Raw genomic sequence first — 13,727 nt, 5'->3', positions numbered from 1 at the left:
AGAACTAATCCTCCACCTGCCTGTGCTTCTATTGCCAAACGCGAAAAGTTAGATTTTCGTATCGAATTTGCTCGTATTACCATTGTCTCATCTTGAGACTCTCCTGAGTTTTCTGCACCACTAAGGGGGGATTGATGGTGGTCTACAAGAGCTTTTGACTGTAAGAAGTAATTCTTAAATGCTTTCTTAGAGAGACCCAAGATATTCCCTTGTTTTTTGAGACCACTTAACATAAACATTACCTCAACCTCCATTCAAATCATCTAGGGGAAAAAGTAGGAATGGTTAGGAAATGACTGACTTTATTCCTTATGTATTTTTTGAGGTTTCAGATTGATATAAATTGTTTTCATGATTTTTGCAGTATTCTATAGTTGTCAAAAACAATTTTCAGTTAGCAATTGATAGGTTATTAAACAATTCATTTTTATTAAGCCAATTAATTAGATATAGATGATAGTTATATGTAAAAATGTATAGGATATATATCTTCTCAAAAAAATTTGACTAGTAGTACAATTATCTTAGATACTAATGTACAAATATTAAATATTAAACTGTTAAGAACAAATGGCAAAAATCAAACAACCAGTGCAACTTTCTGGTGATGCATTGTTACAGAAAGTCAAAGAACTAGAACATCTGTCGAAAGAAGAAAAAGCTAAGGCTTGTGGATATGCTACTGTTACCAAAAATAATCAAGCTCGTGTTAACTTGATGAAGTTTTATAATGCCTTGATGGAGGCTGACGGAGTTGAACTAGAAGCGAAAGGTAGTGGTAAAGGTGGTCGCAGTGCTAGTTATAGAGTTAGTGTTCAGAAAAATGGCAATCTACTAATTGGCTCAGCTTATACACAATTGATGGGTTTGCAAGCTGGTGATGAATTGGAAATTCGCCTTGGACGCAAACATATTCATTTACGACAAGTTGGTGCAGACGACGACGAATAAAAAGTACAAAACAAGCTTGCAAAGCAAGCTTGTTTTGTACTTTTCAAGGTAAAATTTTGCCATTTTCTACTTGAAAAATTCGGGCGGAATTTAGCCACTGAGCGTCAAATGAGCCAAGATGTGTAGTTGTAATAATTGTCTGGACGCGATCGCCAATCGCATTTAGCAGATGATCTTGCCTTTGGAGATCAAGTTCAGCCAAGACATCATCTAATAGCAATAAGGGTGGTTCTCCCACCACCGATTCCAGCAATTCTAATTCAGCAAGTTTGAGTGCTAGCACTAAAGTACGCTGTTGACCTTGAGAGCCATATTCTCGCGCAGGTGTCGTATTAATTGTTAGAGAAACTTCGTCACGATGGGGACCAACTAAGCTTGAGCCTTGATGTTGTTCAATGATTGCTTTCTGCAAAATCACCTCAAAAAAAGCTTGATGAATTTGCTCTACTGTATCCGTTGGGGCAAAAGTGAATTTGGGAATGTAAGTTATTTCTAAATCCTCACTACCACCGCTAATTGCTTGATGCCAAGTCCTTGCGATCGGGGTTAATCTCTCTAATAAACGCGATCGCCTCCGAATCAAACGTGTCCCCGCAGTTACTAATTGAGCATCCCACAGCGCCATTTGTTGAGGTTCATAGGTGATTTGTCCCTGCTTGATTGACTTTAATAATGCATTCCGTTGCCGCAGAACTTGATTATATTGTTGTAATAGATTGATATAAATCGGCTCTAGTTGAATCAAAACCGTATCCAACCAATTGCGCCGACTTTCAGGACTCCCTCGCACCAAGTCCAAATCTAAACTCGAAAACATGACCGCATTCAAATTTCCCAAAAAATCAAGAGATCTTGCTTGATTGACTCCATTCACATTGAGAGTACGCTTGCCGCTAGCTCGCAGCCGCATCAATAATTCTATGGGGTAGCTCTCAGGTATGCGCGATCGCTGACAAGTTGCGCTGATTTCCCCCATCGCTTCACCATTACGCACTAAGTCACGATCCTTACTAACTCGATGCGATCGCAGAGTCGCCAATAGCAAAACTGCTTCGAGTAAGTTAGATTTTCCTTGAGCATTATTCCCCACGATTAACGTCTTGGGTGCTGTGAAGTTAACTTCTTGATCGATATAATTGCGAAATTGCTTGATGTGTAGAGATTTAAGGTACATTACGGGGTGTTTTTCTTAATTTTGCGAAATATAGCTATACTTCGCAGAATTGGGATTAGAAGCGATCGCAAAATTTGTAACAACTCTCTAAAGCTTGTTTAAAATCTGCAATAGGCAATTCTAAGCTTAGTTCAGTTTCTGTGTACTCACTCCAAATATTTGCAGTTTTTGGGGTAAGTCTTAAACCATAGGCATTACCGATCCCTTCAGCCTGAATGCGATCGCCGATCTCAATCTCTTGGATTATTGCTAAAATCTCTGCACATACAGCCGCCACACCTTGGATTTCTGATTGCAAGTATTGACTGAGTAATTGATATTCAGGGTCTGTATCAGCTTGAAAGTAGCCTTCTTCATCTCGATAGAATTTGATATTGATCATTATGCTTTAGGGAAAATGCTGTAAATGGGAATGTGATGCTTTGTACATTCCGATTACCTACGGTAAATGGGATAAGCCGTGGTAATTGTATTGGTCACTTTATTATAATAACCTTCAATTCTTAACCCACTGGTTGAAGTACCTTGCCAAGGTTCTTTAGATTTGTTTGCTGAGTTAAAAGCGCTTTTAATTTCTGACAAAACTTGAGACTGAGACCAGCGATCGGGGAAAAAAGAAGAACTAGAAATTTTGCTAACCCATTGACCATTGGCAGGATTACGAATCTCAACACGACCGATGTAAACGCCTTGCCGATTTGGCAACCCTGTAATTTTGACCATTTTTGCGTTCTTAGCATCTTTGCCATTAGGACGATGATGATAACCAACTGCCAAGCCTCGGCGATTAATTTCCCCAAGAAAAATGTGGGCTTTATTAATTTTCAACGCCTTAACAATAGGCGCTTTAGCGATCGTGGTAAGGCTGAAATTCTGGACTGTTGGGACAGAAAGTTGAGTTTGAGGAGTGGTAGCCTGTGGATTAAGAAAAACTGTGCTAAATACCGCACCCAGTGAAGTTAAACCAACTACTAATTTAGAGATTATTGTACTTGCCATAGTTTTATTTAAAACTGTTCTAAAAAATGGGGGTGAAAAATTGAGATAATCTATGTCTCACTATGTCTCAATTTGGTTATGCTTTATGATTACAAATTAACCCTAAAACTTGATTATTATACAAAGAAGAGAGTTCTTAAACTTAAACTGTGGAGATCGCATCTTTGCGCTCAAACCCAAAGCATCGAGAAGACTTTCTATGGAAGCTTGTCCTGAATCTAGTAAATATCTGGTCAGCATAAAATCTCAAATAAATCTAAATTAAAGATCATAGGGAAAATCGATGTTCTTTTGGCAGTTTATTGTAAATCTGAAGTCCAAAAGCTCTAAATTGCTAAGCTACATAATTGTTGGCACTTGTACAGCCATACTGACAATGCTATTAGGCTGGAATCCTCAACCTAGTATTGCCAATAATCCATCGAAAGACTTAACAGATTTAGTTCCTACTCAATCTTTACCAAATAGCCCCTCAACTCTTTTCCAGAATGGTAAACAGCTTTATCATGCAGGGCAATATGCTAAGGCGATCGCCAGTTGGCAACAAGCATTAAACATATATATGAAGCAAGGCGATCGCCTCAATCGCGCCATTGTGCTTAATAATCTCGCCTTAGCTTCTCAACAACTTGGGCAATGGCATGATGCAGATCGGACGATCGCCATGAGTTTAGAAATTCTAAAATCCGAGCCACAACAGGAAAAATTACTAGCTCAGGCTCTCAATATTCAAGGCAGTATTCAACTTATTCAAGGTAAAGCTCAAGAAGCATTAACAATTTGGCAAATGGCTACAGCAAGCTATGAGCAAGTTGGAGACAAAGATGGAGCCATGCGGAGCAAGATTAACCAGAGTCAAGCCATGCGAGCGCTAGGTTTGTACCCCAAAGCCAAATCTCTACTTCAGCAAGTCCAAATAGAACTCAGGGAACAGCCAGACTCTTCTCTCAAGGCATCTAGTTTGCTCAATCTTGGTGACACCTTGCAACGAAGCGGCGAACTCGAAGATGCCAAAGTTGTATTGCAAGAAAGTCTGGCGATCGCCAAGCAAATCAACAATCCAGCAATCATAGCTAACACACTTCTGAGTTTAGGAAATACTACCTATAGATTGCAACAACCTGCTGAAGCGATCGGCTACTATCAGCAAGCAATTAATACGGCTACTGCTCCGATCCTAAAACTCCAAGCTCAGCTAAACCTACTGCGTCTCCAAATAGATACGCAACAATCCGAATCCACGCAATTGTTATTAACCGCAATCCAAACCCAACTGCCCAACCTTCCACCCAGTCGCGACTCAGTTTATGCCAAGGTAAATTTTGTCCAAAGTCTTACTAAACTGAATCTCCCGTCAAGTAATCGTCAAGCCGCCGCCCAGATTCTCGCCATAGCAGCCCAACAAGCAAAAGATATGGGAGATCCTCGCTCCGAGTCCTATGCGCTCGGCTATCTGGGCGAACTCTACGAACAAAATCTGCAATACTCAGAAGCCCAGCAGCTAACCGAAAAGGCACTCATCCTAGCTCAAACCAATAACGCTTCGGACATGTCCTATCGCTGGCAATGGCAGCTTGGAAGAGTTTTCAAGTCTAAAGGCGAAAATTCTAAGGCGATCGCCGCCTATAGCGAAGCTGTCAACACCCTTGCTTCAATTCGTGGCGATCTTGTATCTAGTAATGCCGATATCCAGTTTTCCTTCCGTGATAGTGTTGAACCTGTTTACCGTCAGCTTGTGGCGCTGCTATTGATGCATGAAGATGGCAAACCAGTGAGTCAAGAAAATCTCAAATCTGCTCGGACAGTTATCGAGTCTTTACAGGTGGCGGAACTAGATAACTTCTTTAAAGAAGCTTGCCTTACAAATCTTGCCACCCAAGTTGATGAAGTTGATCCACAAGCAGCAGTCATCTATCCAATCGTTTTACCTAATAGCCTAGAAGTAGTTGTTTCACTTCCAGATCGTTCCTTACAGCACTATACTCGTAAAATTTCCCAGCCCAATCTAGAAAATCTCTTGAGAAAATTGAGGCGATCGCTTCGTCGCACATCCCTTGAGACTGAAATCCAAGAAGTCTCTCAAGAAGTCTACAGTCTATTGATTGGGAAAGAGATGGAATCGCTCCTAGTCTCCAATCAAATCAAAACCCTAGCCTTCGTTCTAGACGGTTCTCTCAGAAACTTGCCAATGGCAGTCCTCCATGATGGACAACATTACTTGATGGAAAAATACAATCTGGCGATCGCACCTGGATTACAGCTTATCGATCCTCAACCAATCAAGCGCCAACAACTGAAGGTATTCATCGGAGGCTTAAGCAAGGAAACACAGAATTTTAAGGCTCTACCAAATGTCGAAAGAGAGATTCAGCAAATAGCTAATCTTGTATCAACTCAAGTACCATTACTGAATGAAACATTTATTAGCGAATCTATTCAAGACCAAATCAGTAAAAATCCCTTTAGAGTGGTTCATTTAGCTACCCATGGAGAATTCAGTTCTAATGCTGAAAAGACCTTTATTTTGACTTGGAATAGCCGCCTTGGGATTAAACAACTAGGAGACTTACTCCAAACAAGAAATCAAGATAGTAGAAATCCTATAGAGCTATTAGTCCTGAGTGCTTGCAAAAGCGCCAAAGGTGATAATCGAGCAGCATTGGGATTAGCAGGTGTAGCCGTGAGATCGGGGGCAAGAAGTACAATCGCTAGTTTATGGTCAGTAGAGGATAGCGCCACAGCTACATTAATGGAAAATCTCTATCAGCAACTAGCAACTTTTGATATAACTAAAGCCGAATCCCTACGCAATGCTCAGATCAGTCTTTTAAAAAAGCCACAATTTACTCACCCTTTTTACTGGGCTCCGTTTGTTCTAGTCGGAAATTGGCTATAAAGAGAATAAGAGAGCGCTTTACACTTTCTTATTCTCTATTGTCTCAAATATGAAGAAGCATCCCATTCAAGAATTAGGGGTGCGGCGCACTACTAATTCTTGGATGGGATGCGAGTAAACAAACTATTTAGGATTGTTATATACTATTTGATATAGCTGTTGCCATAGAATTTAAGATGTAAAACTCAAACGGTAAACACTTCACTTGAGTATAACCTTTGGCTTTTGGATTTCGGCTAGCCTTAATAGTATTGGCGGTAGCTATAAGTGCAGAAAAAAGCTAACATATCATCTGATTTTCATTGATTATTTGGATTTTACCATTACTGATTTTTCACATTTCTGCACATGATAAACACAGTCTCTAATTAATTACTGCTTCTAGGAATAAGGCTATGTTCTCCAAATACTCTTATCGCTACTTTACCTTTTTGGCGATCGCTACAATCAGTGAAATAAGCATATTTTCTGCTTCTTTATCAGGTGCTAGCGCTCAAATGTTTGAGCCATCTTCGAGCAATCCTGCGCCAACATCGACTATCGGCGGGGGCAGAAGAGGTAGCGATGGTCAATGCCTCAAAGATCGAGATATTCAGCCTAGAAATGACAAAAATAAAAAGTTTTTAGAACAACAACTCATTCCCCTATTACCTCCGAGCAAATTTGGTCTTACAGTGTTGCCCAATCCCACGTTTTTTGCATATGTTCCTAAAACTTCGGCGATCGCAGTAGAGTTTACCCTTGAAAACCAGCAAGGAAAAGGGATTGAGTACCAAAGAATAGCACTAACAAATACTCCCACTATCGTTAGCATACAGTTTCAAAAAACACTATTAGAAATTGGGCAAGACTATAAATGGCTGATCTCCGTAGTATGCGAAACTGGAGATCCTGAGGATGCATTCTCAGAAGCGATCATCCGTCGCATTCAACCAGAACCAGCCTTGCTCAAACAATTAGAGAAAGCTTCAGCGATCGAGCGAGTATACATCTATGCAAAATTTGGGATTTGGCATGAGGCGATCGCAGACTTAGCAAATTTGCGTCTATCTCAGCCCAATAACATCGATTTAAAAACTAGCTGGCAGAGTTTACTAAAATCCTCTAGTCTAGAACCTATAGCTAATATATCTCTCCAGAACTAAGGGGTTCACCGTAAAATAAATAACTTTTTCTATGGCAAGTTCAAGCCTCACTATCTAAAAAGTTCTTTATGAAGTGGTATAAATTATTCATACAGAGAGAAAAATGTCTACAGATTCCGATGAGTTAATTTTCATAGAAGAAGATGGAGAATTACCAAGTTTAAATGAAGATTTAAATAAAGATCAAAAAGGTTCTTCTATTCCAGAAAACCAGCAACATAAAGCTCTTGCTAGTACTCAAGTAGTGTCATTACACAATAGACCCACATGGAAAGTTTTGATCTGCGATGACGATCTCTCTGTTCATGTAGTTACCAAACTTGCTCTAGAGGGATTTAAGTTTGCAGATAAAGAATTAGAGTTGTTTTCAGCGTTTTCTGGTGCTGAAGGAATTAAAATTCTAGAACAAAATCCTGACATTGCCATTATCCTTCAAGATGTGATTATGGAAACCAATGATTCAGGTTTACAAGCTGTCAAATATATTCGCGAAGTTCTCAAAAACCAATTCGTAAGAATCATTCTTCGCACAGGACAGCCAGCCGATTTTCCTGAATCTTCAGTGATTTTGGACTATGATATTAATGACTATCGATCAAAAACAGAATTAACTGAACAGAAACTATTTACAACTCTAGTTTCGAGCCTAAGAGCTTATAGCATGATGATTAGTCTTGCAGAAAGTCATCAAAACTTAGCAATAGTAAATACGCAACTCCAAGAATTTAATCAGAATTTGGAGAAACTTGTGAAGAAGCGTACTAGTGAACTTGAAATTGCCAAAGAAGCAGCAGATAGTGCTAATAAAGCAAAAAGTCAGTTTCTTGCGAATATGAGTCATGAACTGAGAACTCCTCTCAATGGAATTCTCGGTTATACTCAAGTTCTCAGACTGAGTAAAGACCCTCTTATGCTCCAAAATGGATTAGATATAATCCAACGTAGTGGAGAGCATTTGCTAACATTAATTAATGATATTCTCGATCTTTCTAAAATTGAGGCAGGTAAATTAGAGCTTTATTCTGATGTTTTTAATTTGGATGAATTTCTGCATAGACTTATCGATATATTTCGAGCGCAGACTAGTAGTCAAGATATAGAAATAATCTATCAGACTATCGGTGAAATCCCTAAACTAGTCTATGGCGATGCCAAGCGGCTTCGCCAAGTTTTATTTAATCTAGTGGGTAATTCCATTAAGTTTACAAATAAAGGTACAGTGACTTTGCTCGTTCAAAGTTCTACTAACAACAAAATTCGGTTTGATGTAATTGATAGCGGTGTGGGTATTGCGTCAGATGATTTAATTAAGATATTTCAATCTTTTGAACAAGTTGGCAACCATGAAAAGAGACAATCAGGAACAGGTTTAGGTTTACCGATTAGCAAGCGACTCGTCGAGATGATGGGAGGGAAACTAAATGTAACCAGTACGTTAGGACAAGGAAGTAATTTTTGGTTGGAAATCGATTTGCCATCCTATGTAAAGTCAATGCAATCCTCCGTGGTGCTAGAGTCAGATTATCAAGATTCTGCTAATTCAGCGATCGCATCCCATCGCTCTTTAGAAAGTGACAGAATTCCATTACCTGATCGGCAAATAATACTGGAGTTAATGGAATTAGCGGAAAAAGGGGACATAAAATCTTTACATCAACATATCAAACAGTTAGAACAGTCTGATGCTAGCTTGCAAGTTTTTACGGAGGAAATAATGAGTTTTATCAAAGGTTTTCAGCTTTACAGGATTTTAAACTACCTAAAAGTAAAAATGGAAACACTAAAATCGGTTTCATAGAGATCATTTCTAGGGTAATACCAATTTCCGAAAGTGTGGTCACACTTTCGGAAATTAAAAAACAGATCCAATAAGGGTTTTAAAATCACAAAATGGCGTAGCCATTTTGTGATTTTAAATTACAGCAATTACCGAAGATAGATAGGACAAATCAAAACCAAAAAGATGATTGGCGGCGCGAAGCGCCGCCAATCATCTTTTTGGTTTTATGTCCTAAGCAAAACTTACATTGCTATATAGCTTTTCAGCCGTCACAACTCCAAAAATTTCATTGGGTTCCATTTGCACCTGAAAGTTTTGAAATCCAGCCGATTCAGCCCATTGGCGAATCAGTTCCCAAGAGCGTACCCGCATCACCCAAGGAAGTCCCGTATGCGCTGGCAAAGTCCGTGCGATCATTTCTAGTTGGGGATGCTGCGGCTGAATCGTAAAGATCAATGTGCCTGATTTATCAAGAATCCGATAGAGTTGCTGAAAGTGATGCTTAATCAGTTGATCATTGGGCAAAATCTCATGTAATCCCGAAACAACTACTACATTTGGTCTAGGCTGTACCCGTTCAAGATCTCGATCGTCAAAAGCATCGGCTTGCTCGATCTGGGCGGTAACTCCCAATTGAGTCGCTAACTGATTTGCCTCAGTGACATTCTCTAGTTTGTAATCGCGCAGGGTTGCCGCGATCGCTCCAGCCTCAAATTCCTGTAAAACCTCTAAATCATAACGACCACCACCACAAGCGACATCCAACAAATGACAAGGGACATTTTGCTGTTGATAGGATTGCAATACTCGGCGCAGTGTGGTTTTCATTAACTGCGATCGCTCTCTAATGCCGCACCATCCTTGAGAGTTAAGATAGAACCAGTCAATGAGCATTCCTAGAGGCGTAATTCCACTCGGTTTATTCTTGTAAACATATTCCAGCATCACACCTGAATCGAAACCATACTGAAAGCCAATCTGAATTCCTCTCGATAGTTTGCCAATCGTTTGGAGAGAGAGATTCATTAATCCGTAATACCAAGCTTTAGGATTCCAGATTGGTAGAGGACGGAGAAGTTGCTCGTAAGTGGGGGATGATTTTTGTAGTAACATTTTGGACTCCTGAAAAAAGGAAAAAGGAAAAAGGAAAAAGGAAAAAATGAGTTTTGGGTTTGTGGGTTTGGATTTAGAAAGAGAGCTTTCTTTCTTCTGATAATTTCTGGATACGCTCTGTCAGTTGCTGGAGAAAGACTTGCTTCTGTCCATTCCAGTACAACGACTCACCGATACAGATCCAACATAGTAAGGGAACAGGCAGGAAGTCACCTTTGGGAAGTGATTTGCCAAGCCCATGCAGAAAAATGGGAATAATTGGCACTTCAGGATGTTGTTTAGCTAAATGGGCGATACCACTTCTAAACTCACCAAGGCTTTCAGGTGTGCCTCTTGTGCCTTCGGGATAGAGAATTAGGATCTGATTTTGAGCGATCGCCTCAGCACAATGTTTAAAGAAGTTGCGATGATGACAACTATTTTCGCGGCAGTTCCCTGTTTCCACTGAGACAGGAATAATATTTAGTATGTGACGCGCAAACCACGCTAAACATGGATTTTGTTGCAGGAAATACTGCTCGTTTGCCACGGGGCGGAGGTGCTGCACCTTTGATAATGGGAATAGTGATAAGAGAACAAGGGTGTCTAGATGACTATTGTGGTTAGCAACTAGAATCGCCGCTCCTGATGTGGGTAATCTCTCGCGATGCTGGATGCGTAGTCCCAAAAGAACCAAGACGATGATTTTTGTGGTCAGAAAGAAAATGACCCTCAGAATTCGTTTCATATAGCGCTCCTAAATGAGGTGTAAGATTTTGAGTGTTGTGAGAGTGCGCCCCTTTGGGGCGCACTCTCACAACCTATTTAGGATTGCTATAGCAATTGTCCTTGATAGTAGAAATAAACGGTGAAGTGGAAAAAGAGAGGAGCAGTGTAAGTCAGGCTATCAATGCGATCCAAAATACCGCCATGTCCAGGGAGAATTGTGCCGCTATCCTTAACACCTAAATCTCTTTTCAATGCGGAGATATTCACATCACCGATAAATCCTGTCAGGCTAAGGAGTAGCCCCAAACAAGCGGAGTGGATTAAATCAAAGGGAGTCAGCCAAGGAGCTAAGGCGATCGCTAGTCCTGTGGTTGTTAAAACTCCGCCTAATAACCCTTCAATGGTTTTATTGGGACTGACTTTAGGAATAATTTTGTGACGACCGAACATCTTCCCAAAGATGTATTGAGCGATGTCATTGATTTCAGTCAGTACTAATAAATAAACTAATAAGCCAGTACCACCTGCGATTGGATTCCCACTAAGTGGCAGCATAATTAGATAGGAGAGATGGCTAATTGTGTAGACATTCAGCATCAGTCCCCAGTGAAGTGTGCCGATCGCATTTAAAAAGCCCTCAGTTTCACCATTGAGCAACATTCTCACTGGCAGGAGCAGAAACATATAGATGGGAATGAAGAGCAGAAACATGCCATACCAGCCGATATAAATCCAGAAATATTGGATGACGATGGCAAGATAAGTCCACAGTAAAACGCGGCGATCACTAAAGCGCGTTGGAATTAGAGAGAGATATTCGCGCAGGGCAATGAAGCTAAGAAACATAAAGAAGATGATCGAAACTGGATACTTCAGCAAGATAGCAAGACTGAAAATTGTAACCATCACCCACCATGATTTGATGCGGGATTTGAGTTCGCTATAGTCTGTATCCCAATGACTCAAGGCTAATCCGAAAGTAATCATTGTGGCGATCGCTAGAAGTCCAAAAATTCCTACAAGTGTATACAGCACTGGTGTTGCAATGTTTAGCCCCATATTTATTTCCATGCTTCTACCTCCTGTAGCATTCCTTGAATGCGATTAGTAATTGTCCAAATCTGAAGCAAGATAACTGCAACTAAAAGGAACGTTAGCCATTGATTAGGATCAATTCCCAAACCTAATATCAAGCCAATGACACCAAAAACTAAGGCGCGATCGCTTTTGCCCATTGGTCCTTCGTAGTGGCGTTTATGATCAATTTCATAGCCTAATACCCCGACCATTTCCGAGGCGATCGCTAAGATCACAATGCTGACGATCAAGGGAGCAGAAACACCTGCGATTAGGGCAAAGGGTAAGTAGAGAAAAATATCGGATAAGACATCTCCCATTTCATTAAGAATGCAGCCCAAGGCTGATTTCTGCCCATGCTCACGGGCAAGCATTCCATCGATCGCATTGAGAGCCATACGTGCTAATAAGGCGATCGGTAGAGAGCATAAAACCTGTTGAGATGTGGGCAGGAAGGAACTAGCAAATTGTGTACTTTGGACAAGTGCTAGCCCTGTCACCCCCGACAACAAAATCGCGGATATCGTCACTTGATTAGGGGAAATTTGCCATGTTGCCAATTGTTGGACTAATGGACGGAGTAGATTTTGAAATACTGATTTGCATTGATAGACGGAAATCATGGGCTGCTCTCAAAACTCATAAGCTCATCATGCAGCTTGTACCTATGTAATGAGAATGACTTGACCGAGTAGGCTGCGATCGCCACGAAGATTACAGAAGTAGATCGAAGTAGGGTGAAGTTTTTTGAAAAAGCTTGCTATATTTAAGGAAAGCAGACACAAGCCTTACAGTGCAAAGCGCTGTTTTCATTGGTAGCTCATATGTCCATATCGTCAGCAATTCGTCCTGAAGCCCTTGATCAATGGCTTCCCCAATCCATCCAGCAGCGTTATGTGGAAATGCTGCTGCGACGGATTGGGATGACAAGGCGCAGAGCCGAGTGTTTTGTACGCCTAGCGCTTTATTTGTTTTTGAAAGATTGCCAATCTCAAAAAGCTCTCCCAAAACCACCGCTTCTAGAACTATCATTTCCACAAGGATGGGTGGAATGTAGTTGTCTGGAAGCTTCAGATGTGTTTTATAGCGATAAAGATCGGGGCGGCGATCGCTCAGCAGGGATGATGCTCAATAAGTTGGTCGATCTGGGGTTAATCCAAAAACAATTTGATGGCAACTGTACCCAAATCAAAATTCAACCTCTGCCAGAGTTGCTCAAAGGTGATAGTTCGGAGAGCAAGGTTGATTTAGAGATCAATGCTTTTGATCCTCGTAGTGATGCGATTCCGATCGCTAATTTATTAGCTAGTAATTACAACTGGCTCAATCGCAATCATGATGCAGTCACCTATCGCATTGCCAATATTCTCCGCGATTGGGCTAATCAATATGCTATCGGCTTACGGGTATTAAGGCGCAACGACAATCATAATCCCGTGGGATTTTATGCTTTCTATCCAACTAAACGCGAATCAGAAATTAAGTTTTTTGAGCCTCCCAGTCGAGGGCTGCATCTGAGTCAGGTTGCTGACATCGATCCATTTCAAATGGCTTTGGCTGGGGATGAAACTTGTCGGTCGGTCTTTGTGCGAAGTTGGGTAATTGATAGTCAGTATCGTCAAGCCTCTCAGCCTAGTCTCTTGCTAGACTCACAACAAACTCTCCAAAGAATACAACAGGATTTTCCGAACCTATGGGATATGTACACATTAATCATTCATCCCGATTATGCAGCTTTAGCAGGAGCCTTAGGATTTCAGAAGACTAGTGCTGATCCTAAAATGCCTCTATATTGGATGTATCAAGCGGTGGATCGCTTCCTAAAGCTTGATATGCAAAACCTTAATAGGTAACCATAGGCGGCGCAAACTTAGATGGTGCTTA

Annotated in this window: 13 protein-coding genes; 5 read left to right on the top strand and 8 right to left on the bottom strand. The window is 40.7% G+C overall.

The window, feature by feature from the left end; all coding sequences use genetic code 11:
* The coding region (locus tag VB775_RS20925; protein ID WP_323216935.1) for a hypothetical protein at positions 1–233 on the bottom strand (233 nt) is incomplete at its 3' end.
* A 337-nt stretch (positions 234–570) separates the two neighbouring features.
* Here VB775_RS20925 and VB775_RS20920 point away from each other — a divergent pair.
* Entirely contained in the window at positions 571–951 is a 381-nt protein-coding gene (locus tag VB775_RS20920; protein ID WP_094529391.1) for an AbrB family transcriptional regulator, read from the top strand.
* A gap of 43 nt (positions 952–994) precedes the next feature.
* Here VB775_RS20920 and recF read toward each other — a convergent pair whose 3' ends face one another.
* Genes recF through VB775_RS20905 form a run of 3 tightly spaced genes read right to left on the bottom strand, consistent with a single transcriptional unit; the run spans position 995 to position 3,124 of the window.
* On the bottom strand, positions 995–2,125 hold the full coding sequence (gene recF / locus VB775_RS20915) for a DNA replication/repair protein RecF (protein ID WP_281008314.1): 1,131 nt from the start codon (positions 2,123–2,125) through the stop codon (positions 995–997).
* Between the two features lie 55 nt (positions 2,126–2,180).
* Complete coding sequence (locus tag VB775_RS20910) at positions 2,181–2,507, bottom strand: YacL family protein (protein WP_281008315.1); 327 nt, start codon at positions 2,505–2,507, stop codon at positions 2,181–2,183.
* Positions 2,508–2,560: 53 nt separating this feature from the next.
* Positions 2,561–3,124 (bottom strand): EndoU domain-containing protein, encoded by a 564-nt coding sequence (locus VB775_RS20905; RefSeq protein ID WP_281008316.1) that lies wholly within the window; start codon positions 3,122–3,124, stop codon positions 2,561–2,563.
* Between the two features lie 283 nt (positions 3,125–3,407).
* Between VB775_RS20905 and VB775_RS20900 the strand changes: the two genes are divergently transcribed.
* The 3 genes from VB775_RS20900 (at position 3,408) to VB775_RS20890 (ending at position 8,963) form a co-directional block, all read left to right on the top strand.
* Positions 3,408–6,020: a CHAT domain-containing protein gene (locus VB775_RS20900; protein WP_323216934.1), complete on the top strand. Its 2,613-nt coding sequence runs from the start codon at positions 3,408–3,410 to the stop codon at positions 6,018–6,020.
* Between the two features lie 395 nt (positions 6,021–6,415).
* Complete coding sequence (locus VB775_RS20895; RefSeq protein ID WP_281008318.1) at positions 6,416–7,165, top strand: DUF928 domain-containing protein; 750 nt, start codon at positions 6,416–6,418, stop codon at positions 7,163–7,165.
* A gap of 103 nt (positions 7,166–7,268) precedes the next feature.
* Entirely contained in the window at positions 7,269–8,963 is a 1,695-nt protein-coding gene (locus VB775_RS20890; protein WP_281008319.1) for an ATP-binding protein, read from the top strand.
* 213 nt (positions 8,964–9,176) lie between these two features.
* On the opposite strand, the gene VB775_RS20885 is transcribed toward VB775_RS20890, so the two are convergent.
* The 4 genes from VB775_RS20885 to VB775_RS20870 form a co-directional block, all read right to left on the bottom strand.
* Positions 9,177–10,058 carry a class I SAM-dependent methyltransferase family protein gene (locus VB775_RS20885; RefSeq protein ID WP_281008320.1) on the bottom strand — a complete coding sequence of 294 codons (882 nt, stop codon included), beginning with the start codon at positions 10,056–10,058 and terminating at the stop codon, positions 9,177–9,179.
* A gap of 73 nt (positions 10,059–10,131) precedes the next feature.
* The gene (locus VB775_RS20880) at positions 10,132–10,785 is read right to left on the bottom strand and encodes a lysophospholipid acyltransferase family protein (RefSeq protein WP_281008321.1); all 654 of its coding nucleotides are present in this window, start codon (positions 10,783–10,785) and stop codon (positions 10,132–10,134) included.
* Between the two features lie 86 nt (positions 10,786–10,871).
* Complete coding sequence (locus VB775_RS20875; protein WP_281008322.1) at positions 10,872–11,837, bottom strand: phosphatidate cytidylyltransferase; 966 nt, start codon at positions 11,835–11,837, stop codon at positions 10,872–10,874.
* The gene (locus VB775_RS20870; protein ID WP_281008323.1) at positions 11,828–12,466 is read right to left on the bottom strand and encodes a CDP-alcohol phosphatidyltransferase family protein; all 639 of its coding nucleotides are present in this window, start codon (positions 12,464–12,466) and stop codon (positions 11,828–11,830) included. The genes VB775_RS20875 and VB775_RS20870 overlap by 10 nt, the downstream gene beginning before the upstream one ends.
* Before the next feature lie 201 nt (positions 12,467–12,667).
* Here VB775_RS20870 and VB775_RS20865 point away from each other — a divergent pair, with 201 nt between their 5' ends.
* Entirely contained in the window at positions 12,668–13,696 is a 1,029-nt protein-coding gene (locus tag VB775_RS20865) for a hypothetical protein (protein WP_281008324.1), read from the top strand.
* Positions 13,697–13,727 lie beyond the last annotated feature (31 nt).

Origin of the sequence: Pseudanabaena sp. CCNP1317 (genome assembly GCF_034931345.1) — a bacterium.
GTDB lineage: Bacteria > Cyanobacteriota > Cyanobacteriia > Pseudanabaenales > Pseudanabaenaceae > Pseudanabaena > Pseudanabaena galeata.
The sequence above is the reverse complement of the archived record's forward strand: the minus strand, read 5'-3'. Positions and strand labels throughout refer to the sequence as shown.

Bases quoted from the DNA above. Each gene is read 5' to 3' on its own strand.
- VB775_RS20920 (WP_094529391.1), top strand. From the start codon at position 571: ATGGCAAAAATCAAACAACCAGTGCAACTTTCTGGTGATGCATTGTTA.
- recF (WP_281008314.1), bottom strand. From the start codon at position 2,125: ATGTACCTTAAATCTCTACACATCAAGCAATTTCGCAATTATATCGAT.
- VB775_RS20910 (WP_281008315.1), bottom strand. From the start codon at position 2,507: ATGATCAATATCAAATTCTATCGAGATGAAGAAGGCTACTTTCAAGCT.
- VB775_RS20905 (WP_281008316.1), bottom strand. From the start codon at position 3,124: ATGGCAAGTACAATAATCTCTAAATTAGTAGTTGGTTTAACTTCACTG.
- VB775_RS20900 (WP_323216934.1), top strand. From the start codon at position 3,408: ATGTTCTTTTGGCAGTTTATTGTAAATCTGAAGTCCAAAAGCTCTAAA.
- VB775_RS20895 (WP_281008318.1), top strand. From the start codon at position 6,416: ATGTTCTCCAAATACTCTTATCGCTACTTTACCTTTTTGGCGATCGCT.
- VB775_RS20890 (WP_281008319.1), top strand. From the start codon at position 7,269: ATGTCTACAGATTCCGATGAGTTAATTTTCATAGAAGAAGATGGAGAA.
- VB775_RS20885 (WP_281008320.1), bottom strand. From the start codon at position 10,058: ATGTTACTACAAAAATCATCCCCCACTTACGAGCAACTTCTCCGTCCT.
- VB775_RS20880 (WP_281008321.1), bottom strand. From the start codon at position 10,785: ATGAAACGAATTCTGAGGGTCATTTTCTTTCTGACCACAAAAATCATC.
- VB775_RS20875 (WP_281008322.1), bottom strand. From the start codon at position 11,837: ATGGAAATAAATATGGGGCTAAACATTGCAACACCAGTGCTGTATACA.
- VB775_RS20870 (WP_281008323.1), bottom strand. From the start codon at position 12,466: ATGATTTCCGTCTATCAATGCAAATCAGTATTTCAAAATCTACTCCGT.
- VB775_RS20865 (WP_281008324.1), top strand. From the start codon at position 12,668: ATGTCCATATCGTCAGCAATTCGTCCTGAAGCCCTTGATCAATGGCTT.